This is a genomic window from Pseudoalteromonas sp. SiA1, from assembly GCF_018732205.1.
Taxonomy (GTDB): Bacteria; Pseudomonadota; Gammaproteobacteria; order Enterobacterales; family Alteromonadaceae; genus Pseudoalteromonas; species Pseudoalteromonas tetraodonis.
Window position 1 is genome coordinate 774,050 of record NZ_CP076084.1, and the last position, 25,953, is coordinate 800,002.

Below are 25,953 nucleotides of genomic sequence, written 5' to 3' on the forward strand. Positions count from 1 at the left end.
CAATAAAAGCCGCTTCTAGAAACGGCTGATTTAGCTTAATCGAGTTTAAAAAGTGGCAGGGGAGATGACATGTTTTTAGGGAACGAAATACGGTAGTGTAACCCTTGCCCAGGCTCACTACTTACTTCAATTTTACCATTGAGCGTTTGTTTTACTAGATTAAAAATAATATGAGCACCTAAGCCGCTGCCACCCTCATCACGCTTGGTGGTAAAAAATGGGTCAAATAAACGCTTTAGTTGAGCCGGTTTTAAACCTAAACCGTTATCTTGATAATTAATGATGAGGTCGTTTTCATCAGTATTCACATCTATGGTGATTTGGCCGCTGTTTATATTTTCAAAACCATGCACTAATGAGTTCATAATTAGGTTCGTAAATATTTGGCTAATGACTCCCGCAGGTAAGTTAATAATTAAATCATCTGGGCAATGTAGGCGAATGCTGTGAGATGTTTTTTTAATTTGTGGGTGCAAAGAGCGTATAACTTCGTTGATGTAGTCTTTAAAGTTAATTGTTCTTAGAGCTTCACTGGCCTGATCTACCGCAATTTGTTTAAAGCTGGTTATTAAATCTGAGGCACGTTCTAAGTTGTGAGAGAGCAGTTGAGCGCTTTGCGCTGCATCATTAATAAAGCCTTCTAAAGCCGCAGACGATAATGATTTATTTTTATACGCAGTTTCTATTTCGGTTAATCGCTCTTGTAAAAAAGAGGTGGCAGTAACGCCAATACCAATAGGGGTATTAATTTCATGAGTGATCCCCGCCACTAAGCCGCCTAATACCGCCATTTTTTCTGAGCCAACCAGTTGCTCTTGCGCAAAGCTTAATTCATCGAGCGAGCTTTGCAGCTGAGTTTGTTTGCTTAACAGTTCTTGTTCGGTTTGCTTTCGTAAATCGACTTCCTCTGTTAAAACTGCTTTTTGTCGCTCTAGTTCATATTTTTGTTGCTGTAGATCGATCATTGCTTGGCTTAAATTTGATGTTTTACGCGCAACATCCTGTTCAAGTTGTAAGTTTTGTTGATCCAGTTTTTGATTGCTTTCAATTAGGTCATGCTGAGTTTGTTTTAACTCTTTTTTATACTCAACAACCTTCGAAATCAGATTGTTAAAAGAGCGTTCCATTACTTTAAGCTCGTTATTTTCATCGGTGACTATTTTAACCTGTTGACCATCAAGCTCTTCTAACTCAAGGTATTCAATTTGCTCGGTTAATTGAGTAAGGGGCTCGGTGAGTAACTTTCTAAATGCAATTAAAAATAAGATGATTAAAAAAGTTGTTTTAATCATGGCATTACCAATCAAAAAGTAGATAGAGAGCATAATGCGACTAAAAATTACATCGCGACTAGAAAATAAAGTAACATCGCCTACTTGCGTTGCTCGTCCTGAAAACTCAAAAATAAGTGGAAATGTATAGCCAAATAAACCGGCTTTGGTGTCCTCTACCATAACATCTTCTTGCACAAGTTGCTGACTGTAAAGATTGTGAATATTTAGTGCGCGGCCTAATTGAGAAATAATAGCGCCATTATCGTCACGAATAATAACCCCCTCAACCATAGGTATATCGAGTAACCCCTCTGCGGTTGTGGTGGTTTGCTTTATATTTAGCTCCCAAATTGCTCTGGTTAAACTTCTACCAAAGGTCTTTTGTAATGTGCCAAGTTCATCGCGTATGTAATCTTTAGTATTGACGTACTCTGCGAAAATTTGCCCGCAGGTCACCACAAAGGTCAGTATAAAATAAACTGATAAAACCCGAGTGAGTAACTTTGTTGAAAGACTTTTTTGCGGCATGGGAGGCTTATATTTCCTTAAATTATTCAACTGTTAATGTACGCTTATAAACATTAGTTAATAAATGATTAAAAATAAACATATATTTTATAATATTGCTATTTAGCGTTGTTAAATAAGCAATCATTCTGTTCTATATGTATTGGGTTTCTATTTGAGAACCGTTGGTTTGGATAGGCTGTTTTTTACTTGGAAATAGTTAATTTACTAATTTGTATTGTGCAATTAAGCATTTTATTGATAACGTTAATAAAAGTTACAATAAATAATCTGCTCGTTGCTAATTTGGTTATAATTTTGACTGTTGCGGATTGGGCAACCAACTAATTTTACAGTGGGTTTAGGTGTTTTGTATGAGTTTAATTAATGAGTCATTATGATGCGTTTTTCTATTTTAGTCTGTGATGATTCCACCGTTGCTCGCAAACAGGTAATGCGCTGTTTAAAAGAATGTATTGATGCCGATATTCAGCAAGCAACTAACGGTAAAGAGGCGTTGGAGCAATTGCGTCAAAGGCATTTCGATCTCCTGTGTCTTGATTTAACCATGCCTGAAGTTGATGGTATTGAAGTACTTGAGCAAATCAAAATTTCTAAAATAGAGTCTTATGTATTAGTGATCTCTGCTGATATCCAACAAAAAATGCAAGCACGTGTCGCGCAACTAGGCGCAATCGATTTTATTCATAAGCCAATTAATAAAACGCAACTGAGTACAGTTTTGCATAAGTTTGGCATTTATTAATAAAATTCATGATGAAAAAGACTGTTTTATCTGCTAATTTAGGGTTGACAGAATAGCCTGTGTTAAGGCAGTCTTAAGCTTATGAAAACATTTAGTCTTGTAACGACCATTATTATTACAACCACCATTCTTACTGGATAGTGGCATAGGTCGGTGCAACAAATTTAAAGGCCTGTGTTCACTTAGAACACAGGCCTTTTTTCGTTTTATGGAATGAGGAAACATAAAAAATGCGCGTATTAAAATTTGGCGGCTCATCGCTCGCTGATTTTGCCTGTTTAGAGCAAGTTGCTGCACTCGCTAAGGCACAATTAAAAGATGAAATGTTACTGGTACTGTCAGCCCCAGGTGGCATGACTGACTCGTTAGTTAATTTAGCTAGTACTGCAGAGCAGGGGCATGACTTTAGTGAACAATGGCATTCACTGACTAGCCGATGCAACACGCTTAAAGCGGCGGTAGAGGAAAAGCAAGGAGCAGTTAAAAACTGGCCTGACTTTAACGAACTTAAAAATAAGCTTGATGGTATTGCACTGATAAAGTGCTGCCCTGATAAGGTCAGAGCATTCATTATTAGCTTTGGTGAGCGTGTTAGCGTATCGCTAATGCAAAGCCTATTAGCCGATCATAACGCGCATTATTTACAAGCAACAGATTGTATTGTTTCAACCGGCGGATACATAGACGCAGAAGCGGATTTAGTGGCCAGTAAAGCACGTTTTCAAGCCGTGTTAAAAGAATCCCCTGCGACGGTTTATATTATGCCGGGCTTTACCGCAAGTAATGATGAAGGGGAGCTTACAACGCTTGGTCGTAATGGGTCTGACTACTCGGCGGCGATTGCTGCGGCGTGTTTAGAGGCGCAAGTGTGTCAAATTTGGACTGACGTTGATGGTGTATACAGCGCCGATCCGCGTTATATCAAAAAAGCCACTAAGGTTGATTTCCTATCTTATAAAGAAGCGATGGAACTTTCTTATTTTGGCGCTAAAGTATTGCACCCTAAAACTATCCTACCGTGTGCAAAAGCAGGGGTGCCATGCGAAATTAAAAACACTCATAACCCAGATGCGCAAGGCTCACTAATTAGTAACGATACGGTATCTGATGAACCAGTAAAAGCACTCTCAAGCCTACAAAATTTAGCTATGCTGACAGTTTCAGGCCCAGGCATGAAAGGTAAAGTAGGCATGGCATCTAAAGTATTTAATGCATTGGCGCATGATAACGTGTCAATTGTACTCATTACCCAGTCATCATGTGAATTTAGCATTAGCTTTTGTGTACATGAAAGCGATTTAAATCTAGCGTTAAGTGCGTTGCAAGTAGCCTTTGACTTAGAGTCAAAAGCGGGGCTCATTGAGCCGGTAAATGTGCAACGTAATTTAGCAATAGTAACGTTAGTGGGCGATAACATGCGTGCCCATAAGGGGTTAGCGGCTAAGTTTTTTGCATCGCTTGCACAAGCGCAAGTAAACATTGTTGCCATAGCGCAAGATTCAACAGAAAGTGCTATTTCAGCCGTTATTGACGGTGAATTATGTAATGACGCGGTTAAAATTTGCCATGAAAACTTCTTTACTCATGTTCCTTCAATTGATGTGTTTTTATTGGGCTGTGGCTTAGTCGGCCAAGAGCTAATTAACCAACTTGAGCGTCAACAAGCATGGCTTGAAAAGCGTAATATTAAATTAAACCTATATGGTGTTGCCAACTCTCGTCAATTACACCTTGATGGTGAGGGGATTGCGTTTGATGATTGGCAGCAAAAACTGGCGCAGTCAGAGCAAGCGTTTGATTTAAAACTGGTCGAGCAATTTGTTAAGCAAAATCATTTAGTTAATCCAGTGCTAGTTGACTGTACTTCATCAGATGCCTTAGCTGCACAATATGTAGATTTTTTAAATGCAGGTTTTCATGTTGTGGCTGCCAATAAAAAAGCCACCACGAGTTCATATACGTATTACCAAGATTTAATTGCAGCAACACATAAAAATAATCGTAAGTTTTTATACGAAACTAACGTAGGTGCAGGTTTACCTGTAATCGATAACTTGCAATCGTTGTTTGGTGCAGGTGATGAGTTACTTGAGTTTAGTGGTATTTTATCAGGCTCGCTTTCATACATGTTTGGAGCACTAGAAGATGGTTTATCACTTTCTGAAGCAACAATTAAAGCCAAAGAAAGCGGGTTTACAGAGCCCGATCCGCGCGATGACTTATCGGGAACTGACGTAGCACGTAAATTACTGATCATTGCACGCGAAGCCGGTATGAAATTAGAGCTTAGCGATATTGAAGTGGAGTCGGTTTTACCGCCAGGTTTTGCCCAAGGTGACAATGTGGAGCAGTTTATGGCGAAATTACCTAGCTTAGATGCTGATTTTAACGACCGTGTTCAAAGTGCAGCAAGTGAAGGTAAAGTACTTCGATATGTAGGCACAATTAAAAATGGTCACTGTAAGGTCGGAATCGAAGCGGTGGATTCATCACATGCATTGAATGTTATTCGTGATGGTGAAAATGCGCTGGCTATTTTAAGCCAATACTACCAACCGCGTCCGTTTGTAATTCGTGGTTATGGGGCTGGCTCTGCAGTAACGGCTGCGGGTGTATTTGCAGACATATTAAAAACATTATCTCGCTAGGAGTCAGTCATGATTGAAGTATATGCTCCGGCGTCTATTGGTAATTTTGCCGTTGGCTTTGATGCGCTGGGCGCCGCACTTGCGCCCATTGATGGCGGTTTATTAGGTGATGTGGCGGTTGTTAGTGCCGCATCGAGTGATGAATTTATTTGTACTGGCGACTACGCACATAAGTTACCTAGTGATGCGCAAGAAAATTTAGCATATCAGTGTTTAGTGCACTTTAGAGCGCATGTTGCGCCTGATATGCCTGCGGTAAAGCTCGAACTTAGGAAAAATTTGCCGATTGGTTCGGGATTAGGCTCAAGTGCCTGCTCTGTGGTGGCGACATTTGCAGCACTGGATAAATTTGCCAAAACTAATTTAAGCCAAGTAGAGCTCATTGAGCTTATGGCAGATTTTGAAGCCGTTGTAAGTGGGGGGCGCCATTACGATAACATCACACCGTGTTATTTAGGCGGCTTACAGCTAACCGGTGATTTAATTCCTGATAAATCTATTGCTTTACCTGTTGATGAAAACTGGTATTACGTCGCCGCATTTCCGGGCTTTTCGCTCAATACCGCAAAAGCGCGCTCTGTTTTACCAAAAGAGCTAAGTATGCATGCCGGGGTTGAGTTTGCTCAGCGTTTATCGGCGTTTAGTAGCTTACTGTTAACAGGGCGTTTTGATGATGCATTAAGCATTATGAAAGACGAAATAGCAGAGCCATACCGTGCGCCACTTATAAGCGGCTTTAGTGATGCCAAAGCAAGCTTACCAGCACTGGGTGCTGAAGTTGTGAGTATTTCAGGCGCAGGGCCGACCTTGTTTAGTGTATGTAAAACGCTTGAAGCGGCAGAGCAATGCGCGCAGTGGCTAGAGGAAAATTACATCAACGAACAAGGCTTTTGCCATATTTGTAAATTAGATAACGACGGCACGCGTCAATTAAATGTTTTATAGGATAAAGAGTCATGCAATTACATAATTTAAAAGAATATTCACAAAAAGTGTCGTTTGTTGAAGCTGTAAAAACAGGACTAGGGCGTAATCAAGGTGTGTTTTTTCCAGAGTCGTTAGCGCCATTAAGTGATGTTGATGCATTACTAGATATGGACTTTGTTACTCGCAGCGGCAAAATTTTATCGCACCTTATTGGTGACGAGCTGCCAAGTGATACTGTTGCCCAGATGGTTAAGAATGCGTTTAACTTTCCGGTTAAGCTGGTGGAAGTTGAAGATAATACCTATTGCTTAGAGTTATTTCACGGCCCAACACTGGCATTTAAAGATTTTGGTGGCCGTTTTATGGCCGAGTGCTTGGCGCAATTTAATCAAGGTGAAAAAGTCACTATTTTAACTGCAACATCGGGTGATACCGGGGCTGCCGTAGCGCATGCTTTTTATAACAAACCAAATATTGATGTCGTTATTTTATACCCTAAAGGTAAAATTTCATTAGCGCAGCAAAAGTTATTTACAACGCTTGGTGACAACATTCACTGTTATGCGATTGAGGGTAGTTTTGATGATTGCCAAGAGTTGGTTAAAAAATCATTTTTAGATGAAGAGCTAAAATCGAAGTTAGGTTTAAACTCAGCAAATTCAATTAACATTAGCCGTTTAGTCGCGCAGGTATGTTATTACTTTGAAGCCATTGCACAGCTGCCAAAAGAAAAGCGTGCTACAGCGCATATTTCAGTACCGAGTGGTAACTTTGGTAATGTGTGTGCGGCTATGATTGGCGCGGTTATTGGTATGCCTGTAGGTAAACTAAGCGCGACTACAAACCAAAACGACACAGTACCGCGCTTTATGCTTGATAAAAATTGGACGCCTAATGCGACAATTGAATCGCTTTCAAATGCAATGGATGTGAGTAAACCTAATAACTGGCCACGTGTGCAATCAATGTTAGATAATAACTGGTTTAGTTATGATAACTTTTATTCGGTGAGTGTTGATGAACAGCAAACACAAACAGTGATGAAAAAAATTCAACAGCTTGGCTATATTGCAGAGCCTCACACCGCAATTGCTTACCAAGGTCTTGTAGAAAATAAGGCGGCAGATGCTGTGGGGATTTTTTTAGCGACTGCGCATCCGGCCAAATTTAAAGACAGCGTTGAGGATATCCTTAATGTTGAATTAGATATGCCAAAGCCGTTAGCTGATGCATTAGCAAAACCGTGTTTAGCCACTGATATGCACAACGATTATGATATTTTGCGTACAGAGTTGTTTAAAAAGCTTGCCTAAAAAAGGCAGATAATAAAAGCGGCTTAGGCCGCTTTTTTTGTTTGTTTATGCATCGCTTTAGACATAACGCATAAGCTATATAAATGTAGTAAATAAAATTCATTTAAAATTGTTATTAGTTTATAAAAAAATATCATCATCAAAATGCTGTGAAATAGTTTCAATCCCTGTTTAAATATCCTCAACTTAAGAGCGTAGGCAAAACGTCGTTTTAAGCGTACAATAAAGCCTCTAAAAAATACCCATACACGTTGCCCAGGAGACCCCAATGTTAGAACGTAGCATGAATATTTCGGACTTTGATCCAGAGTTATTTGACGCGATGAGCAAAGAAACATCACGTCAGGAAGAGCATATTGAGTTAATTGCATCTGAAAACTACTGTAGCCCACGCGTACTTGAAGCGCAGGGTTCTCAGCTGACTAACAAATACGCTGAAGGTTACCCGGGCAAACGTTACTACGGTGGCTGTGAGCACGTAGACGTGGTTGAGCAACTTGCTATTGACCGCGCAAATGAATTATTTGGTACAGATTACGCAAACGTACAGCCTCATGCCGGTTCACAAGCGAATGCTGCTGTTTTCCAAGCTCTTTTAAGCCCACTTGATACTGTATTAGGCATGAGCCTAGCGCACGGTGGTCATTTAACGCACGGCTCACACGTTAACTTCTCTGGTAAAACATACAACGCAATTCAGTATGGCCTTAACGAAGAAACTGGCGAAATTGATTACGCACAAGTTGAAGCGTTAGCACTTGAGCACAAACCAAAAATGATCATTGCTGGTTTTTCTGCATACTCAGGTATTGTTGATTGGGCTAAGTTCCGTGAAATTGCAGACAAAGTAGGTGCTTACTTATTTGTTGATATGGCGCACGTTGCAGGTTTAATTGCTGCGGGTGTTTACCCAAGCCCAGTGCCATTTGCTCACGTTGTAACAACCACAACACACAAAACATTAGCGGGTCCTCGCGGTGGTTTAATCATCTCTGCGTGTGGCGATGAAGAAATTTACAAAAAGCTAAACAGCGCTGTTTTCCCAGGTGGCCAAGGTGGTCCTTTATGTCATGTTATTGCTGCTAAAGCGGTTGCATTTAAAGAAGCACTTCAACCTGAGTTTAAAACATACCAAGCACAAGTTGTTAAAAATGCACAAGCAATGGTTGCGGTATTACAAGAGCGCGGCTACAAAGTAGTATCGGGTAAAACTGACAACCACTTATTCTTACTTGATTTAATCGACAAAGATATCACAGGTAAAGATGCAGATGCTGCCCTAGGTAATGCGAATATCACGGTTAACAAAAACTCAGTACCGAACGATCCACGTTCACCATTTGTTACCTCTGGTCTGCGTATTGGTTCACCAGCAATCACTCGTCGTGGCTTTAAAGAAGCTGAATCAAAAGAGTTAGCGGGCTGGATCTGTGATGTACTAGACAACATCGAAGATGAGTCAGTACAAGCGCAAGTAAAAGAAAAAGTGAAAGCAATTTGTGCAAAATTACCTGTTTACGCTTAATCCAAGAGTAAAATAGTAATTTAGATCACAACTGCACACATTTTTGTTATGATAATGGCCGCTATGATAGCGGCCATTTTTTGTTTTTAAAACGGAAACACACAGTTATGCATTGCCCTTTTTGCACCGCCAAAGATACTAAAGTTATTGATTCTCGCCTTGTAGGTGGGGGACACCAAGTACGTAGACGTCGTGAATGTAATGAATGCCACGAACGATTTACCACCTTTGAAGGGGCTGAATTAGTGATGCCACGGGTCATCAAGCAAGATGGCAGCCGCGAACCGTTTAATGAAGATAAGTTACTAAATGGCTTAACTCGCGCCCTCGAAAAACGCCCCGTAAGCACTGAGCAAGTTGATGAAGTGGTTAATATTATTAAGTCGCAGTTACGTGCCACTGGCGAACGCGAGGTGTCTAGCCATTTGGTGGGTGAGTGCATTATGGAAGCGCTTAAAAAGTTAGATAAAGTGGCTTATGTAAGATTTGCCTCTGTGTATCGCTCGTTTGAAGATATACGCGAATTTGGTGAAGAAATAGCCCGCTTAGGGGAATAGTAATGACCAAGCAAAGTTCGTTTTCAGAGGATGATAAACGCTACATGGCCCGCGCTATTGAACTGGCAAAAAAAGGGCGCTTTACCACCACTCCTAATCCTAATGTTGGCTGCGTACTCGTAAAGAATAATAAAGTAATAGGTGAAGGATTTCATCGGTTAGCGGGCCAAGGTCATGCAGAGGTAAACGCACTGGCTATGGCTGGCGAAAATGCAAAAGGCGCAACCGCTTATGTAACACTTGAGCCTTGCAGTCATTATGGTCGAACACCGCCATGTGCTGAAGGGCTAAAAGTAGCCGGTGTTAAAAAAGTGATTGCCGCAATGGTTGACAGCAACCCGCAAGTTGCAGGCAAAGGTCTGAAAATTTTAGCGGATGCTGGTATAGAAGTTGCTCACGGATTACTTGAAGCGCAAGCTCGCGCATTAAACCTTGGGTTTTTTAAGCGCATGGAGCAGGGGTTACCCTTTGTGACTTGCAAAATGGCCGCCAGTATTGATGGTAAAACGGCGCTTAAAAACGGCCAAAGTAAATGGATAACAGGCCCCGCTGCGCGCCAAGATGTGCAACTATACCGAGCACAAAACTGTGCAATTTTAACCGGTGCCGATACGGTATTAATGGATGATGCAAAATTAAATGTGCGCCCAGAAGAGTTACCGTATTCTTTACCAACTGATTTACCACTGCGCCAACCGGTTCGCGTTGTTATTGACTCACAAAATAGACTTACCCCTGATCTTGCCTTATTTTCAATTCAAAGTGAGGTGATAATATTTACCACCAAGGTTGATAAATCGCATCAGTGGCCTCATTTTGTTAAACAGATTGAAGTACCTGAAAATAATAATAAAGTAGATTTACTGGCCGTGTTAAACACGCTAGCCCAATTGCAGTTTAATAATGTGTGGCTAGAGGCCGGAGCAACACTGGCTGGCAAAATGACAGAACTTGATTTAATTGATGAGTTTGTTTTTTACATTGCCCCTAAATTAATGGGCTGCGATGCTAAAAGTTTACTGAATTTCCCAGAGTTAATGAGTATGCAAAATACCATTAATTTAACTTTTAATGAGTGTGTGCCAATTGGTGATGATTTACGTATCACAGCACTAAAAAAAGCTCATTAATCATTTTATATAAAGAGTAGCACTATGTTTACTGGAATAGTTGAAGCGACAGGTAAAATTGCGTTATTACAAAAAAAACAAGGTGATTTAGCTATTCGTATCCAAAGTAAAAACCTTGATATGAGTGATGTTAAGTTAGGTGACAGTATTGCAACTAATGGTGTCTGCCTGACGGTTGTTGATAAGCATATTGATGGCTTTAGTGCTGACTTATCAAATGAAACGATTAGCTTAACGGGATTTGCACATTACGCATTAGGGCAAACCGTTAATCTAGAAAAGGCGATGCAACCTGTCTCGCGCCTCGGTGGTCATTTAGTGTCTGGCCATGTAGATGGTATTGCCACTATCACAGCGATTAATGCCAATGCGCGAGCAACAGAATATTGGTTAGCCACCGATGAAAATTTAATGAAATACATTCCTTACAAAGGGTCGGTTTGTATTGATGGTATTAGCCTGACGGTTAATGCGGTTGAAGGTAATAAATTTAAACTGACTATTGTGCCGCATACCAGCGGGCAAACGACCATAGCTGACTTTAAAGTTGGCACCCAAGTTAATTTAGAGGTCGACCAAATAGCACGTTATTTAGAGCGCCTAGTTAGAGGGGCTGAGCAGCCTACGGGTTCAGATATTTCGATGAGCTTACTCGCTAAAGCGGGCTTTATAAAATAACGACATTGACAACTTATACGAGCAACTTATGAATTTAAACAGCGCACAAGAAATAATTGATGACATTAAAGCCGGTAAAATGGTTATTTTAATGGATGATGAAGACAGAGAAAATGAAGGCGATTTAATTATTGCTGCTGAACACATTAGTGCAGAAGCGATTAACTTTATGGCGACTCATGGCCGTGGACTAATTTGTTTAACGATGACTCAAGAGCGTTGCTCGCAGCTTGATTTACCATTAATGGTAAAAAATAATGGTGCCGCATTCTCAACTAATTTCACTATGTCGATTGAAGCATCAAAAGGGGTTACCACAGGTATTTCTGCAGCGGATCGTGCCCGCACTGTTCAAGCTGCCATCGCGAAAGGCGCTGTGCCAAGCGATATTGTACAACCAGGTCATATTTTTCCTATTATGGCGCAACCAGGCGGCGTGTTAACACGTGCAGGGCATACAGAAGCAGGGTGTGACTTAGCGCGTTTAGCAGGGCTTGAGCCATCATCAGTGATTGTAGAAATCCTAAATGAAGATGGCACCATGGCGCGTCGTCCTGATTTAGAAGTATTTGCTAAGCAACATGATATTAAAATTGGCACCATTGCTGATTTAATCGAGTACCGCAACCTAAACGAAACCACAATTGAGCAAGTTGCAAAATGTAAATTGCCAACTGAACATGGTGAGTTTGACTTAGTGACATACAAAGACACCATTGATGGGCAGTTACACTATGCATTGCTTAAAGGTGAAATAAAACAACAAGAACCGACCTTAGTACGTGTGCATTTACAAAGTACCTTTAACGATATTTTACTCTCTGATCGCAATGCTGACCGTAGTTGGGGTTTATCGCAAGCAATGGCTTATATTGCTGAGCATAATGGCGCCTTAGTTATTTTAGGTAAGCAAGAAAGCACTGAAGAGTTAGAAGCCACAGTAAAAGCGTTTGCCGCAGCTGATGCGGGTGAAAATGTGACGCCACGTAAATTTCAAGGTACTTCGCGCACCGTCGGTGTGGGTTCGCAAATTCTGGCTGATTTAGGTATTCAAAAAATGCGTTTGATGAGTTTACCTAAAAAATACCATGCATTATCAGGGTTCCATTTAGAAGTGGTTGACTACGTAGAGCCACAATAATTACGCGCTAGGTTATTATTTTATTTATGTGGTATAATGCGCATCAATTTTTTTTGCGCAACCGAAATCGCTTAAACTTATTTTTAGGGTTATCAAATGAAAATTATTGAAGGTAATAAATACGCTCCAGGCAAAAAGTTTGCCATTGTCATTTCTCGTTTTAATGACTTTATTGGTAGTAGCTTGCTTGCAGGTGCTGTTGATGAGCTAAAACGTACTGGTGGAGTATCAGAAGACGATATTACCGTGATTTACGTACCCGGTGCGGTTGAATTACCTTTAGCAGCGAAACGCGTTGCAGCAAAAAAAGAATATGATGCAATTATCGCCTTAGGTGTAGTGATCAGAGGGGGCACGCCTCACTTTGATCTCGTCGCTGGCGAGTCAAATAAAGGGCTTGCACAAGTATCGCTTGAGTATGATATCCCGGTTGCATTTGGCGTATTAACCACTGAAAGCATTGAGCAAGCAATTGAGCGCGCAGGTACCAAAATGGGTAACAAAGGCGGCGAAGCTGCTTTAGGTGCGCTTGAAATGGTTAATGTGTTAGATAAAATTTAAGTTTAAGGAATTTTTGTGAAACCAGCAGCAAGACGTAAAGCACGTATCTTAGCACTTCAAGCCGTGTATTCATGGCAATTAAGCGGCAATGCAATTGCCGATATCGAACAACAAATGTTGATCGAAAACGATGTGACTAAAATTGATGTTGAATATTTTAAAGATTTAGCGCGTGGAGTTGCCGTAAATCATAAGCAACTAGACGAAGCTGTATCGCCTCATTTAACTCGTCCATTTGATGAATTAGACGAAGTTGAACGTGCAATCTTACGTTTAAGCAGCTACGAGCTTAAATTTCGTGAAGATGTTCCTTACAAAGTGGCTATCAATGAAAGCATTGAATTAGCGAAAATGTTTGGCGCTGAAGATAGCCATAAATTTGTAAACGGTGTACTTGATAAAGCTGTAAAACAGTTACGCAAGTCATAACAACTTAAGCTGCATATTAATTTCAGTGAGTTGTTATAAATAACCGTTAAAAAGGAGAGCCGGCATAGGTCGGCTTTTTTGTGTATGAAGGAATTTGAATTAATTAATCACTACTTTAAAGGTCGCGGTATCACTCGTCGCGATGTTAATTTAGGGATTGGAGATGACTGTGCGCTTGTCACAGTACCAGCAAACTGTCAGCTTGCTGTAACAACAGATACCTTAGTTGCTGGGGTGCATTTTTTTCATGATATCTCTCCTCGCGCATTAGGGCATCGAGCTCTGGCAGTAAATTTAAGTGATTTAGCTGCCATGGGTGCAGAGCCTACATGGGTATCGGTTGCACTCACGTTGCCAAGTATCGATCCACAATGGATTGCAGAACTGACTGACGGCATGCATGAAATTGCTGAGTACTTTAATGTACAAATTATTGGTGGCGATACGACTCAAGGCCCACTCAGTATTACTATTTGTGCAAAAGGCACGGTTCCTGAAGGTAAAGCACTGCGTCGAAGTGGCGCAAAAGTGGGCGACTGGATTTTTGTAACCGGACCGCTAGGTGATGCTGGTTTGGCTATTGAGTCAAAAAAACAAGGTTTGCCAGTTGCACCTGAACATTTAAAGCATATTAATAAATGTTTAAACTTTCCAACGCCACGCGTGGCCGCCGGACAAGCTTTGCGTGGCTTAGCGTCATCAGCTATTGATATTTCAGACGGTTTACTTGCTGATTTAGGGCACATTTTGGATTTGTCACAGGTCAGTGCAACAATCAATATTGAAAATGTACCTACTTCTGATGCGATGCAAGCGAGTCTTGATTTTGAGCAACAGCTTCCTTTTATACTCAACTATGGCGATGACTATGAACTACTTTACACTGTCCCAGACAGTAATAAGAGTATGCTCGATATTAAGTTGCGCCAATACGGTGTAGAAGCAACCTGTATCGGCCAAATCAAAAGTGGTGACGGGAATATAGAATTATTACACCAAGGTGAAAAGTTTGTTTTTGAGCACAAAGGCTTTGAGCACTTTTCCAAGGAGCAGGTTTGAATAAAAACCGATTATTTAATTTAAAACGCCCACATCAATTTTTTGGTTTGGGTTTTGGTACAGGGCTTGCGCCTAAAGCCCCTGGTACATTTGGTACTTTAGCGGCGTTACCATTTATTTTTATTACCATGCATTTTCCGTTATGGTTACAAATTGTATTTGCGGTGGTGATCAGTATATTTGGTATTTGGGCATGTGGAAAAACAGCTGATGACCTTCAAGTTCATGATCATCCAGCTATTGTTTGGGATGAAGTCGCTGGTTACTATATAACGATGATTGGTGCAGCACTGAATTGGCAAACATTATTAGTGGGCTTTTTACTATTTCGCTTTTTTGATATAGCAAAGCCAGGGCCGATTCGTATACTTGATAAACGTGCTCATGGTGGGTTTGGTATTATGGCCGATGATGTACTTGCAGGTATTTTTTCGCTTATTTGTTTGCAAGCATTGATAAAAGTAGGTTTACTACCCTTTTAATTTATTATTTGTTTAACTAGGTGGCAGCACTATGATGCGATTTTTATTGGTTTGTGTACTCTTGATGTGTGCCATGCCAAGTACGGCTTCAATTACTGATTACGTAGTTAAACAATGGAACATTAAAGACGGACTTCCCTCACAATCCCTCAAAAGTGTGGTGCAAGATAACCAAGGCTACATGTGGCTTGGTACGCAATTCGGATTAAGCCGATTTGATGGTAACACTTTTACTAATTACAACACTCAAAATAGTCTGTTTTTACCCAGCAATGGCATCAATAAATTACTGATTGATGGCCAAGGACTATTATGGATAGGCACGAAAAACGGCCTCGTTGTTATAGACCCAGAAAAGCTAACCGCACAAGAGTTTAATATTAAAGGCCCTGTTAGAGATATTCTTGAAGACTCTAAAGGCAGTATTTGGATAGCAGCTAATGGGCTTTATTACATAGACAGAGGCCAGATAGAGCTGCGCGACCAGCTAAACAATCCGAGCCCTATCGTAAATGCCACTGCGATCACCCAAATAGTAGGGTCAGTCAGTAAAATGGCGCTCTCACCAGAGGGAATTTGGCTGGTTAACGATCGTAATTTATTGCGCTTGACGCAAAGCGCGTCTGATTTTTCTAAATTGCGCTTAGAGCTTACCGCTAAAGTGGCCTTGCCTGATCGTTTAGCACAAACAATTGTTCACGACTTATCCTTTTTAAATGGCAATTTATATCTTGCTTCTGAGCTAGGCGCTTACTTTTTAGATTTAGATGATGAGCTACGCCCATTTCCGCTGCCTAACGCTAACAACTCAGCCGTTTATAAGTTTATGAGTGATGGCAATGGTGGCTTGTGGGTATCGACTTATGGGCGCTTATTGTTCAGAGGGAAGTCGGATGATTGGCAATGGGTTGAGCCCAGTCAATTAGATCAAAGTATTTGGTTTGCCGATATATTTAGAGATGATGAAAATAATATATGGTTAGCGAGTTTTAGTGAGGGACTTTGGCTTGCTCACGAAGGGCGAATAGAGCGCCATTCAGCCATTTCTAAAATGACCGAAGCGGTTATGGCCATTAGTAAATCACCAGATGGTAAGTTATGGATTGCCAACAAAAGCGGCGTAGGCTATTTCGATGCCGATAAAACGTTTATCAATGTCATCAACAGTGCCAAGTATGGTAATGCCTCAGTACATGACTTACAGTTTGACGGCAATCGTCTTTATGTTGCCACTGGTAGAGGTTTGTTTTTCTACGAGTCGAATACCTTATATAGTTTCCCTGCCCGTGCGCTAAGTGATAATCCTGTATTTGCTATTAGTACGTCGACTAAAGGCGGCTTTTGGGTGGGCACTGGGCGAGGCTTATATCGTTTAAATTACAACGGGTTAAACCCTTTTGCGTACAATGCTTTTTTAGGCAGTAAGTTTGTAACCTATGTTTTAGATAAACCAAATTTTGGGGTGATTGGTACCAGTAAAGGGGCGTATTACTTTACTGAACGCGGGATAGAAAAAATAGGCGACCAAACCACTTTGGAAAGTGCGTACGTTACTAGCATTTTACACATTAAAGGCGTGGGGATTTTAATTGGCTCGCTTAACGATGGTTTGTTTTATCGCAGTGGACAAGGGCAGTGGCAGCAATTAGATGCCGCCAATGGGCTGCCATATGGTTCTATATTTAGTCTTGAGTACGATGATACTACAAAACGCATTTGGGTAAGCACCATGAAAGGGGTTTATCGCATGCCAGTTGAGCAATTCAAAGCCAACATTGAAAGCCTAAAAGTGGAGGAAGTGATCTCTTCATTTGATCGACAGCTCGATGGTAAAGCAAGTCAATGCTGTAATGGTTTAGGCCATGATGCGGTGGTTGATATGGATAATTCAATTTGGTATCCCAGCTTGCAAGGCGTTGTAGAAATTCCTAAAGACGTAGAATTATTTGGGCTGCGTTCACTTAAACCAACTATAGAAACTTTAACCACGCCATCACGAAAACTTGCTGCGGCTGCGTTAGGTAAAAAGCCAGTACTTAAAACTGACGAGCGTGATGTAACGCTTACCTATACCGCTATCGATTATTATGCACCTGCAAGTATAGAGTTTAGGTATAAACTCAATGGACTTGATAATGATTGGCGCTATGCAAATACCCGCCGAGAAGCAATTTACACTAACTTACCAGCAGGTATGTTTTTATTTGAATTAGAGACAAAACGTCAAGGTGAAGATTGGGGCAAAGCGCAATCGGCCGAATACGCTTTTGTGGTGCCTGAACGATTTGGTGAAACTATATATTTTAGATTACTGATCACCAGTGGTTTTGTGTTGCTCTTTTATTTGGTGTTTTGGGTATTTAAAGTTCAAGAGCGACGTAAGCAGCAGGTTCTTGAGGGGCTTATTACTGAGCGAACCCTTGAGCTTCGCCAAGCAAACGATAAATTAAACCAAGTAAACTCTCAGCTTAAACTTGTTAGTCACTCTGATGAGCTAACAGGGCTGAGAAGTCGCCGTTTTTTGTTTGATCAACTACCAAAAGATATTGAGCATTTTCAGCGTAACTCGCAGTCATTGCAGGCTCAAGGTAAATCGTTGGTGTTGTTAATTATTAATTTAGATAACTTTAGCCGCATTAACGATGCCTATGGTCCTATTGCTGGAGATAGCTGTTTACAACAAGTAGCGGCATTACTTAACTCGCGTACTCAAGGTTCTGATTATGTTGCCCGTTGGAGTGGTGATGAGTTCTTACTGTTATTGCGCGATTTTAAATGTAATTTAATCGACAGCTATGTATCTGAATTATGCCAAGCAATTGCAGATTATTCGTTTCAGCTTCCTAACGGTGAAACAACCAATATAACAGCGTCAGTCGGGTGGTCGTTCTATCCGTTACCTCTCTTAGGTGGGCAAGTTATTAGCTGGGAAACATCAATTAATCTAGCTGACATAGCATTACATCAAGTTAAAAAACGCGGCGGCGATGGCGTCGCTAATATTACCTTTGACGAGCAATTAGATGCATTTGAGTTTGAGCAAAACCCCAATGTTGAACAGCAAATTGGTTTGTTACAAAGCAATGGTCTAGCCGATATTAAGGTATGGATGCGCTAGAGGTTATAGATGAGCAATAAAAAAGGAGCCAATGGCTCCTTTTTTATTAAACACGATAAGTGTTAGCTCATAAATGATTTAATTGAAGTTAAAATACCGTGTTCACCTAACCCCATTTCATCGTGCATTTGCTGTTGTGTGCCATGTTTAATGAATTCATCAGGAATACCTAAGTTAAGCACTTTTACATCGGCTTTAATGCTCGTTAAATATTCATTAACTGCAGAGCCTGCACCGCCCGCAATCGCGTTATCTTCAAGGGTTACAATAATATCGTGATCATTAATCAGCTCATTAATTAATGCCGTATCAAGTGGCTTAATAAATCGCATGTTTACTAGAGTGGCATTGAGCTCATCAGTGGCAAGTTGTGCGTTTTCAAGCAAGGTACCAAATGACAATATAGCCACTTTAGTACCTTTTTTAATTACATTCGCTTTACCCATTTCAAGTTGTTGCATAGTGCTTTGAATGTCTGCTGAGCCTGCACTACCACGCGGGTAACGAACAGCAACAGGACAATTAGCTTGATAGCCTGTATAAAGCATATGACGGCATTCGTTAGTATCACTTGGGGCCATAATGACCATATTAGGTATACAGCGCATAAAGCTTAAGTCGTAGGCGCCTTGATGGGTTTCACCATCGGCTCCAACAATACCGGCGCGGTCTATAGCAAATAATACCGGTAGGTTTTGCAGTGCAACGTCGTGAATTAGTTGATCGTACGCGCGTTGTAAAAAGCTAGAATAGATAGCCACAACGGGCTTTAAGCCCTCACAAGCAAAACCTGCAGCAAGAGTAACAGCGTGTTGTTCTGCTATTGCTACGTCAAAGTATTGTTCTGGATACTCTTTAGAAAAACGTACCATGCCTGAACCTTCACGCATAGCTGGCGTGATTGCCATGAGCTTACTGTCTTGCTCGGCCATGTCACAAAGCCAATCACCAAACACATTTGAGAAAGTCGCCGCACCTGGCTTAGATTTTGGTAAGCTTGATGTTGCAGGATCAAATTTTGGTACGCCATGATAACCAATCGGATCGGCTTCGGCAGGCTTGTAACCTTTGCCTTTCTGGGTTTTTATATGTAAAAGCTGTGGGCCTTTTAAGTTACGCATATTGCGCAGCGTATCAACCAACATATTCACATCATGTCCATCAATTGGGCCAATGTAATTTAGACCTAATTCTTCAAAAAAAGTACCCGGGATCATCATCCCTTTAATGTGTTCTTCCATACGGCTGGCAAGCTCTTTTACCGGCGGTACACCAGAGAGCAGCTTTTTACTGCCTTCGCGGATGTTGGTATAAAAGCTACCTGATAAAATACGCGCAAAATGATTGGTTAACGCACCGACATTTTCAGATATCGACATTTCGTTATCGTTCAAAATGATCAGCATGTCTGATTTAACATCGCCAAGGTGGTTCATTGCTTCAAAGGCCATACCAGCAGTAATTGCGCCATCGCCTATTACCGCGACTGTTTTACGCCCTTTGCCTTCTTTTTGTGCAGCAATAGACATACCTAACGCCGCAGAAATTGAGGTACTTGAATGGCCAACACTAAAGGTGTCGTATTCACTTTCATCTCTAAAAGGGAAAGGATGCAATCCGTCTTTTTGGCGAATGGTATGCATTTGATCACGACGGCCAGTCAGTATTTTATGCGGATAAGCTTGATGACCCACATCCCAGACCAAGCGGTCATCGGGTGTGTTGTATACATAATGTAGTGCAACGGTAAGTTCTACGGTTCCTAAACCAGACGCTAAATGGCCGCTACTTTGCGATACCGAATTGAGTAAATAGTCACGCAATTCATGGCTAAATGCAGGAAGCTTATCTTGTGCTAAGTCTCGCAAGTGGGCTGGTTCGTTCACCAAATCAAGTAATGGATACTTGCTGCTATCAAGTGTCATGGTTTTTTATATATCCTTCGCTAATATTAACCCTCCTCAAAACAAACGAGGTTTAAAAGGCGACTTAATATTCAGTAATAATTTTATACTAAGAGTTAATACGTTTTAGCTGTATTTAATGGTCACGTTCAATTAAATAGTTAGCCAATGCCGCTAAATCTGTTGTGTCTGCGTCAATGTTAGCTAATGCCTCATGGGCTTGTTGTATTAAATTTTGTGCTTTTTGCTTAGCGCCTAGCATACCTAATAAAGCGGGGTATGTCGCTTTATTCGCTGCAATATCTGACCCTTGTGGCTTGCCTAAAGTAAGCGTATCGCCCTCAACATCTAAAATATCGTCATGAACTTGAAATGCAAGCCCTATAGCGTATCCAAAAGTTGATAAGTTATCTAAAGTTTGTTGGCTTGTATTAGGGGCGCACAGTGCGCCAAGAGTAATCGCACAATTTATTAGCGCACCGGTTTTAAGTTTATGAATGCGTTCTAACTCATCAACAGTAATAACCTTATCGGTTGCTGCAATATCGCGGCCTTGTCCGGCAACCATACCTTGTAACCCCGATGCATGCGCTAGTGCTGCGATCATTTTTAATTGTGCTTCAGTCGAACATTTAAATGTGTGCTTAGCAATAAGTTCAAATGCTAAAGTTTGCAGTGCATCTCCAGCTAAAATCGCTTGTGCTTCACCGTATACAATATGACATGTAGGGCGACCACGGCGTAAATCATCATCATCCATAGCAGGTAAGTCGTCATGCACTAATGAATAACTATGAATACATTCAATGGCTGCGGCAAGTACATCTAAATCACGCTTGTCAGCACCGAGTATTTTACCTGTGGTGTACACTAAAAACGGGCGCAGTCTTTTACCACCATTCATTACACTGTAATGTGTGGCTTCTTTTATAGTATTGTCGCTTTCAAGAGGTTGTTCAAAATAAAGGTTGAGCGTATTAGCTACATCATCTTGAGCGAGTTTTATTTGTTCTTTTATGCTCACGATTATTCCATATCGTTATCAAACTGAGTAAGCGGTGCTTTTTCGTCATTACCCATTAATATCGACACCTTTTGCTCAGCTTGTTGAAGTTTGCCTGAAGATGCGCTCGCAAGTGCAATACCTCGCTCAAATTGCTTTAAAGACTGTTCAAGCGATAAATCACCTTGTTCCATTTCACTGACAATTGTTGTTAACTCTTCTAGTGCTTGTTCGAAACTTAAATTTTCAGGTTTTTTAGTCGCCATCTTTATTTTCAACTTACATAATAAATTTAGACGCCAATTTTAGGGGGAATGCTAAACTAGGTCAAAGAATGATATTGTTTTTTGATAGATAAATGCTGTTGATTGGGTTTTATTGCGTTTCAACGTTATTTTTTAAAATTATTAATTTTGATTAATTAGATTGATTACCTATGTTGATCTAAAATATAACTAATCTTAATTTTACCGTTTATCATAAAAATCACTTAAGTATTTCAGTATCTTGCCGATAAACAATTAATAACAACGCTTGCGAAGAAAAAATATAAAACCTTTGGAGGGAATGTGGATTTAGCAACCATTATTGGGATCCTTGGCGCAATTGGCTTAATTGTCATGTCCATGTTTATGAGTAGTAGCGGTGAAGTCGCTATGTTTTACAATACCCCTTCTGTGGTTATTGTATTCGGTGGTTCCCTTTTTATCGTTTTATCTAATTTTACCATGTCGCAATTTCTTGGCATTGGTAAAGTATGTGCAAAAGCGTTTATGTTTAAAATTGAGCCTCCTGAAGCATTAATCGAAAAAGCGGTAGAATTAGCTGACTCTGCTCGAAAAGGCGGATTTTTAGCCTTAGAAGAAGCCGAAATCCCAAATCCTTTTATGCGCAAAGGCGTTGATATGCTAGTAGATGGGCATGATGCTGATGTGGTACGAGCAACATTACAAAAAGATATTTCGTTAACCACCACTCGCCATGAAATGGGGGCAACCTTATTTAAATCATTAGGTGATATTGCACCTGCAATGGGGATGATCGGTACGTTGATAGGCTTAGTGGCTATGCTCTCGAACATGGATGACCCCAAAGCTATCGGACCGGCAATGGCGGTTGCGTTGTTAACCACATTATACGGTGCGTTTTTAGCAAACGTTGTAGCCATTCCTATTCAGGTAAAACTAGAACTGCGTAAAGACGAAGAGGCCATGAATCAGCGCTTAATTTTAGATGCAGTATTAGGTATTCAAGACGGGCAAAATCCTAAAGTAATTGAAGGGATCTTGAAAAATTATCTAGCTGAATCAAAACGCGCAGTCAATACTGAGGAATAATTATGTCAGATGAAGAGTGCAAATGCCCACCTCCAGGACTTCCTGCGTGGATGGGAACGTTTGCCGATTTAATGTCATTATTAATGTGCTTTTTCGTACTTTTACTCGCATTTTCTGAAATGGATGTACTTAAATTTAAACAAATTGCAGGCTCAATGAAGTTTGCTTTTGGTGTACAAAATAAAATAGAAGTAAAAGACATTCCAAAAGGGACATCTGTTATTGCTATGGAGTTTACGCCGGGTAAACCTGAGCCAACTCCTATAGAAACCATTCAGCAACAAACGGTTGAAATGACCCAACAAATGCTTGAGTTTCAGGCGGGAGATGAAAGCTCCGCAGGTGGACGTCAAGAGCAACGTGGTGAAAAGCGAGGTGGTGAATCAAGCAGTACCTCAGAGGAAGTTGCTGCAGCTACGGCAGTGTCTGCTGCTGATCAAGAGCAAATAAATGACTTAGTTAAAAAAATTGCGCAACAGCTTGAAAAGCAAATTATTGATGGGGCTATTGAGCTTGAATCTTTAGGGCAGCAAATCATAATTCGTATTAGAGAAAATGGCTCGTTTCCATCGGGGAGTGCATTTTTACAACCACAATTTAAACCTATCATTCAAGATATTGGCCGATTACTTAAAGATGTACCCGGTGAAATTACGGTGTCTGGCCATACGGATGATTTTCAGGTATCCAACGAGCTTTACATTAATAACTGGGATTTATCATCTAAACGCGCAGTTGCGGTAGCGAGTGAATTACAAAAAGTTCCAGGTTTTGATAAAACCAGAATGATGGTGGTAGGGCGTGCAGAAACCAGGCCCTTAGTACCTAATGATTCCCGCGAAGATCGCAGACGTAACCGCCGTGTAGAAATATCAATTTTACAAGGCAAGGCAAAAGAGTCAGCGCCAATTGATGTAAGATAGAATGACTTGGCTATGTACCTTTTTTAGCATAGAATGCAACATTCTTAACAAATGTAATGGGGCGAATATGTTGACTAAGTATTGTAGTATGCCTGGTAACGGCGATGGAACTGATGAAGATACAAAAGCTAAGTAAGGTTATTTAGTTTGCCTGAATGGTTTTTGTATTTTGTAAGTATATTAAGCAAAAGCTGGGTTCTTATTTTGAGTCCGGCTATTTTTATATTCTTTATCCTCAAAGATTATTTAGCTCTTAGGTTCGTTGTTATTACTGCCGCTTTTTTCTTATTTGGCACTGTGACCTACTCAAGTTTAATGGCGTTTGATGATGGTATTTATATATACCGTTACCTTGTATGGGCATTAACAGATATTACTTGGATGGCACTTATTGCTTATTGGGGTCTTAAAGATAAAGTGCATTTGTGGCAATGTGTACTTGGGCAGCTTATTGTTATTGGTGCACCCATTCTTCAATTATTTCGCTTAGTTGACCGACACCTTTGGGATTTATCTTATAGCACTGTGATGTATCAAACATTTATGCCTTTAATAAATATTGCCACTGTTGTTGTCTGCTACCTGCCTCTTTTATATCTTTTTGTTAATAAGCGAAATAAAGCTTTAAGTTAGAAACTATAAAAATATCCCCAGTTTTAAACTGATATGCTAAACTACTGTTTATATGAACAGTGTTAGAGCTTGATTATGAAACTTTATATTGCTGAAAAACCTTCATTAGGGCGTGCTATTGCAGATGCGCTTCCAAAACCTCATAAAAAGCATGATGGTTATATTGAAGTGGCGAATGGTGATTGTGTGTCTTGGTGCATAGGTCATTTGCTCGAGCAAGCAGAACCCGATGACTATGATGAGCGTTTTAAAAAATGGCAATTTGAGCATTTACCTATTGTGCCTGAACACTGGCAATTAAAAGCTAAAACAAAAACCCGTAAGCAGCTTACCATTTTAAAAAAATTAATTAAGCAGGCTACAACACTCGTGCATGCTGGCGATCCTGATCGTGAGGGTCAGCTACTGGTTGATGAAGTAATCGAGCAAGCAAAAATTAGTCAAACTAAAAAGCAAAGTATTCAACGCTTATTGATTAGTGATTTAAACTTAACTGCGGTAAAAAAATCACTCAACTCTATGCGGGCTAACCGTGATTTTATCCCTTTGAGTGTATCTGCTTTAGCACGGTCTCGTGCTGATTGGTTGTTTGGTATGAATTTAACGCGAGCTTATACGCTAGCTGGGCAAAAAGCGGGCTTTGGTAATGTGTTGTCGGTTGGGCGAGTACAAACACCTATTTTAGGTTTAGTTGTAAATCGTGATAATGAAATCGCAAATTTTGTATCCAAACCATTTTATGAAGTACTTGCTCATCTTGTTACACCTGAGCAGCAATCATTTACTGCTAAGTGGATACCGAGTAAAGCGTGCGAACCATATCAAGATGAAGAGGGCAGAGTACTTAATAAAGCCTTAGCCGAAAATGTGACTTCACGCATTGCTAATCAGCCCGCAAATGTAACAGCGCTTGAGCAAAAGCAAAAAAAACAAACCGCGCCTCTTCCTTATAACTTATCTGCTTTACAAATAGATGCTGCTAAAGCTTTTGGGATGCCAGCACAAAAAGTACTCGATATTTGCCAAGTTTTATATGAACGTCATAAATTAATTACCTACCCACGCTCAGATAACCGTTACTTACCGAGAGAGCATCACCAAGATGCACCTGCTATTTTAAAAGCGATAGCCGTAAATGGTGGGCAGTCAGTAGAGCTGGTAAATGAGGCAAATGCAAAACAACGTAGTAAATGTTTTAATGATGCAAAAGTGGCCGCTCATCACGCCATTGTGCCGACAGCTAAACAGTTAAAAAGTGTGAGTTTAGCCAATGATGAAGCAAAAATTTATCAGTTAATAAGTCGACACTATTTAATTCAGTTTTATCCCGACTACATTTACAACGAAAGCAAAGTAGAGGTAACCATAGCTGGTGGTTTATTTAAAGCAAGTGCAAAGCAAGATGTAAGCTTAGGTTTTAAATTGCTCATGGGTAAGTCGGAACTCAAAGAAGTAGCTACATTACCTTATTTAGAAAAAGGCATGGCACTTACTTGTACTAAAGGTGAAGTGGTGCAAAAGCATACATCTCCTCCGGCTCATTTTACCGATGCAACCTTACTTGCTGCTATGACGGGAATTAGCCGTTATGTAAAAGACCTGCAAATCAAAAAAATATTAAAAGAAACAGATGGCCTCGGTACAGAAGCAACGCGTGCAGGCATTATTGAGCTGTTATTTAAACGTCGCTTTTTAAAACGTGAGGGAAAAGCAATTAAAGCAACTGAAACAGGTCTGGCATTAATTAGTGTATTACCAGAGGGATTATCAAGCCCCGACTTAACTGCAAAATGGGAGTCGAGTTTAGGTGATATTGCACAGCAAGCAATGAGTTATCAGCAGTTTATACAACCTTTATTATCCGATTTAACTAATTTTGTAAGTCAAGCGGCGAACTGCAATAGTCAGGCATTTGCACTGTTACCTAAAACGTCACCTAAAAAGCGCTTTGCCAAACGTACAAAAAAAGCGCCGTATAAAAAGTCGAGTTATAAAAAAAGCCCTGCGGTAAATTAATCGCAGGGCTTACATATAGCGT

At 40.5% G+C, this 25,953-nt stretch carries 22 protein-coding genes; 18 read left to right on the plus strand and 4 right to left on the minus strand.

The window, feature by feature from the left end; genetic code table 11:
• Positions 1–35: 35 nt before the first annotated feature.
• Positions 36–1,802, minus strand: a complete 1,767-nt coding sequence (locus tag KK487_RS03575) for an ATP-binding protein (RefSeq protein WP_013464224.1) — start codon at positions 1,800–1,802, stop codon at positions 36–38.
• A 376-nt stretch (positions 1,803–2,178) separates the two neighbouring features.
• Between KK487_RS03575 and KK487_RS03580 the strand changes: the two genes are divergently transcribed.
• The 14 genes from KK487_RS03580 to KK487_RS03645 all read left to right on the plus strand — a co-directional run bounded on the left by KK487_RS03580 (position 2,179) and on the right by KK487_RS03645 (position 18,115).
• Positions 2,179–2,547, plus strand: coding sequence for a response regulator (locus KK487_RS03580; protein WP_024601555.1), 369 nt, complete (start codon positions 2,179–2,181; stop codon positions 2,545–2,547).
• A 230-nt stretch (positions 2,548–2,777) separates the two neighbouring features.
• Positions 2,778–5,195, plus strand: coding sequence for a bifunctional aspartate kinase/homoserine dehydrogenase I (gene thrA, locus KK487_RS03585; protein ID WP_096038197.1), 2,418 nt, complete (start codon positions 2,778–2,780; stop codon positions 5,193–5,195).
• Between the two features lie 9 nt (positions 5,196–5,204).
• Positions 5,205–6,140 (plus strand): homoserine kinase, encoded by a 936-nt coding sequence (gene thrB / locus KK487_RS03590; RefSeq protein WP_096038198.1) that lies wholly within the window; start codon positions 5,205–5,207, stop codon positions 6,138–6,140.
• A gap of 11 nt (positions 6,141–6,151) precedes the next feature.
• On the plus strand, positions 6,152–7,435 hold the full coding sequence (gene thrC, locus KK487_RS03595) for a threonine synthase (RefSeq protein ID WP_013464228.1): 1,284 nt from the start codon (positions 6,152–6,154) through the stop codon (positions 7,433–7,435).
• Positions 7,436–7,703: 268 nt separating this feature from the next.
• Complete coding sequence (gene glyA, locus KK487_RS03600; protein ID WP_013464229.1) at positions 7,704–8,960, plus strand: serine hydroxymethyltransferase; 1,257 nt, start codon at positions 7,704–7,706, stop codon at positions 8,958–8,960.
• Positions 8,961–9,067: 107 nt separating this feature from the next.
• Positions 9,068–9,517 carry a transcriptional regulator NrdR gene (nrdR, locus tag KK487_RS03605; RefSeq protein ID WP_010390928.1) on the plus strand — a complete coding sequence of 150 codons (450 nt, stop codon included), beginning with the start codon at positions 9,068–9,070 and terminating at the stop codon, positions 9,515–9,517.
• Between the two features lie 2 nt (positions 9,518–9,519).
• Positions 9,520–10,647 carry a bifunctional diaminohydroxyphosphoribosylaminopyrimidine deaminase/5-amino-6-(5-phosphoribosylamino)uracil reductase RibD gene (gene ribD / locus KK487_RS03610; protein WP_024601559.1) on the plus strand — a complete coding sequence of 376 codons (1,128 nt, stop codon included), beginning with the start codon at positions 9,520–9,522 and terminating at the stop codon, positions 10,645–10,647.
• A 24-nt stretch (positions 10,648–10,671) separates the two neighbouring features.
• Complete coding sequence (locus KK487_RS03615; RefSeq protein ID WP_128583396.1) at positions 10,672–11,325, plus strand: riboflavin synthase; 654 nt, start codon at positions 10,672–10,674, stop codon at positions 11,323–11,325.
• A 28-nt stretch (positions 11,326–11,353) separates the two neighbouring features.
• Complete coding sequence (gene ribBA / locus KK487_RS03620; RefSeq protein ID WP_013464232.1) at positions 11,354–12,466, plus strand: bifunctional 3,4-dihydroxy-2-butanone-4-phosphate synthase/GTP cyclohydrolase II; 1,113 nt, start codon at positions 11,354–11,356, stop codon at positions 12,464–12,466.
• Between the two features lie 96 nt (positions 12,467–12,562).
• Positions 12,563–13,027 (plus strand): 6,7-dimethyl-8-ribityllumazine synthase, encoded by a 465-nt coding sequence (gene ribH, locus KK487_RS03625; protein WP_008110216.1) that lies wholly within the window; start codon positions 12,563–12,565, stop codon positions 13,025–13,027.
• Between the two features lie 15 nt (positions 13,028–13,042).
• Positions 13,043–13,456: a transcription antitermination factor NusB gene (gene nusB, locus KK487_RS03630; protein ID WP_008110215.1), complete on the plus strand. Its 414-nt coding sequence runs from the start codon at positions 13,043–13,045 to the stop codon at positions 13,454–13,456.
• 84 nt (positions 13,457–13,540) lie between these two features.
• A complete protein-coding gene (gene thiL / locus KK487_RS03635) occupies positions 13,541–14,515 on the plus strand; it encodes a thiamine-phosphate kinase (protein ID WP_008110214.1) in 975 nt (324 codons plus the stop codon).
• On the plus strand, positions 14,512–14,997 hold the full coding sequence (locus tag KK487_RS03640) for a phosphatidylglycerophosphatase A family protein (protein WP_008110211.1): 486 nt from the start codon (positions 14,512–14,514) through the stop codon (positions 14,995–14,997). The genes thiL and KK487_RS03640 overlap by 4 nt, the downstream gene beginning before the upstream one ends.
• Positions 14,998–15,028: 31 nt before the next feature.
• Positions 15,029–18,115 (plus strand): ligand-binding sensor domain-containing diguanylate cyclase, encoded by a 3,087-nt coding sequence (locus tag KK487_RS03645; RefSeq protein ID WP_024600857.1) that lies wholly within the window; start codon positions 15,029–15,031, stop codon positions 18,113–18,115.
• A 62-nt stretch (positions 18,116–18,177) separates the two neighbouring features.
• On the opposite strand, the gene dxs is transcribed toward KK487_RS03645, so the two are convergent.
• From dxs to xseB, 3 genes are all read right to left on the minus strand, one after another.
• Positions 18,178–20,040 (minus strand): 1-deoxy-D-xylulose-5-phosphate synthase, encoded by a 1,863-nt coding sequence (gene dxs / locus KK487_RS03650; protein ID WP_128583394.1) that lies wholly within the window; start codon positions 20,038–20,040, stop codon positions 18,178–18,180.
• Positions 20,041–20,155: 115 nt separating this feature from the next.
• Positions 20,156–21,043: a (2E,6E)-farnesyl diphosphate synthase gene (gene ispA / locus KK487_RS03655; protein ID WP_013464235.1), complete on the minus strand. Its 888-nt coding sequence runs from the start codon at positions 21,041–21,043 to the stop codon at positions 20,156–20,158.
• A gap of 2 nt (positions 21,044–21,045) precedes the next feature.
• Complete coding sequence (xseB, locus tag KK487_RS03660) at positions 21,046–21,288, minus strand: exodeoxyribonuclease VII small subunit (RefSeq protein ID WP_008110204.1); 243 nt, start codon at positions 21,286–21,288, stop codon at positions 21,046–21,048.
• Between the two features lie 303 nt (positions 21,289–21,591).
• On the opposite strand from xseB, the gene pomA reads away from it, so the two are divergent.
• The 4 genes from pomA (at position 21,592) to KK487_RS03680 (ending at position 25,931) form a co-directional block, all read left to right on the plus strand.
• A complete protein-coding gene (gene pomA / locus KK487_RS03665) occupies positions 21,592–22,359 on the plus strand; it encodes a flagellar motor protein PomA (protein ID WP_016900636.1) in 768 nt (255 codons plus the stop codon).
• A 2-nt stretch (positions 22,360–22,361) separates the two neighbouring features.
• Complete coding sequence (locus KK487_RS03670) at positions 22,362–23,282, plus strand: flagellar motor protein MotB (RefSeq protein ID WP_028834921.1); 921 nt, start codon at positions 22,362–22,364, stop codon at positions 23,280–23,282.
• A gap of 147 nt (positions 23,283–23,429) precedes the next feature.
• On the plus strand, positions 23,430–23,915 hold the full coding sequence (locus KK487_RS03675; RefSeq protein WP_013464238.1) for a hypothetical protein: 486 nt from the start codon (positions 23,430–23,432) through the stop codon (positions 23,913–23,915).
• A gap of 75 nt (positions 23,916–23,990) precedes the next feature.
• Positions 23,991–25,931 carry a DNA topoisomerase III gene (locus tag KK487_RS03680; RefSeq protein WP_024601516.1) on the plus strand — a complete coding sequence of 647 codons (1,941 nt, stop codon included), beginning with the start codon at positions 23,991–23,993 and terminating at the stop codon, positions 25,929–25,931.
• Positions 25,932–25,953 lie beyond the last annotated feature (22 nt).

What these genes read in the sequence shown, in the direction of transcription:
- KK487_RS03575 (WP_013464224.1), bottom strand. Translation starts at nt 1,802, where the DNA reads ATGCCGCAAAAAAGTCTTTCAACAAAGTTACTCACTCGGGTTTTATCA.
- KK487_RS03580 (WP_024601555.1), top strand. Translation starts at nt 2,179, where the DNA reads ATGATGCGTTTTTCTATTTTAGTCTGTGATGATTCCACCGTTGCTCGC.
- thrA (WP_096038197.1), top strand. Translation starts at nt 2,778, where the DNA reads ATGCGCGTATTAAAATTTGGCGGCTCATCGCTCGCTGATTTTGCCTGT.
- thrB (WP_096038198.1), top strand. Translation starts at nt 5,205, where the DNA reads ATGATTGAAGTATATGCTCCGGCGTCTATTGGTAATTTTGCCGTTGGC.
- thrC (WP_013464228.1), top strand. Translation starts at nt 6,152, where the DNA reads ATGCAATTACATAATTTAAAAGAATATTCACAAAAAGTGTCGTTTGTT.
- glyA (WP_013464229.1), top strand. Translation starts at nt 7,704, where the DNA reads ATGTTAGAACGTAGCATGAATATTTCGGACTTTGATCCAGAGTTATTT.
- nrdR (WP_010390928.1), top strand. Translation starts at nt 9,068, where the DNA reads ATGCATTGCCCTTTTTGCACCGCCAAAGATACTAAAGTTATTGATTCT.
- ribD (WP_024601559.1), top strand. Translation starts at nt 9,520, where the DNA reads ATGACCAAGCAAAGTTCGTTTTCAGAGGATGATAAACGCTACATGGCC.
- KK487_RS03615 (WP_128583396.1), top strand. Translation starts at nt 10,672, where the DNA reads ATGTTTACTGGAATAGTTGAAGCGACAGGTAAAATTGCGTTATTACAA.
- ribBA (WP_013464232.1), top strand. Translation starts at nt 11,354, where the DNA reads ATGAATTTAAACAGCGCACAAGAAATAATTGATGACATTAAAGCCGGT.
- ribH (WP_008110216.1), top strand. Translation starts at nt 12,563, where the DNA reads ATGAAAATTATTGAAGGTAATAAATACGCTCCAGGCAAAAAGTTTGCC.
- thiL (WP_008110214.1), top strand. Translation starts at nt 13,541, where the DNA reads ATGAAGGAATTTGAATTAATTAATCACTACTTTAAAGGTCGCGGTATC.
- KK487_RS03645 (WP_024600857.1), top strand. Translation starts at nt 15,029, where the DNA reads ATGATGCGATTTTTATTGGTTTGTGTACTCTTGATGTGTGCCATGCCA.
- dxs (WP_128583394.1), bottom strand. Translation starts at nt 20,040, where the DNA reads ATGACACTTGATAGCAGCAAGTATCCATTACTTGATTTGGTGAACGAA.
- xseB (WP_008110204.1), bottom strand. Translation starts at nt 21,288, where the DNA reads ATGGCGACTAAAAAACCTGAAAATTTAAGTTTCGAACAAGCACTAGAA.
- KK487_RS03670 (WP_028834921.1), top strand. Translation starts at nt 22,362, where the DNA reads ATGTCAGATGAAGAGTGCAAATGCCCACCTCCAGGACTTCCTGCGTGG.
- KK487_RS03680 (WP_024601516.1), top strand. Translation starts at nt 23,991, where the DNA reads ATGAAACTTTATATTGCTGAAAAACCTTCATTAGGGCGTGCTATTGCA.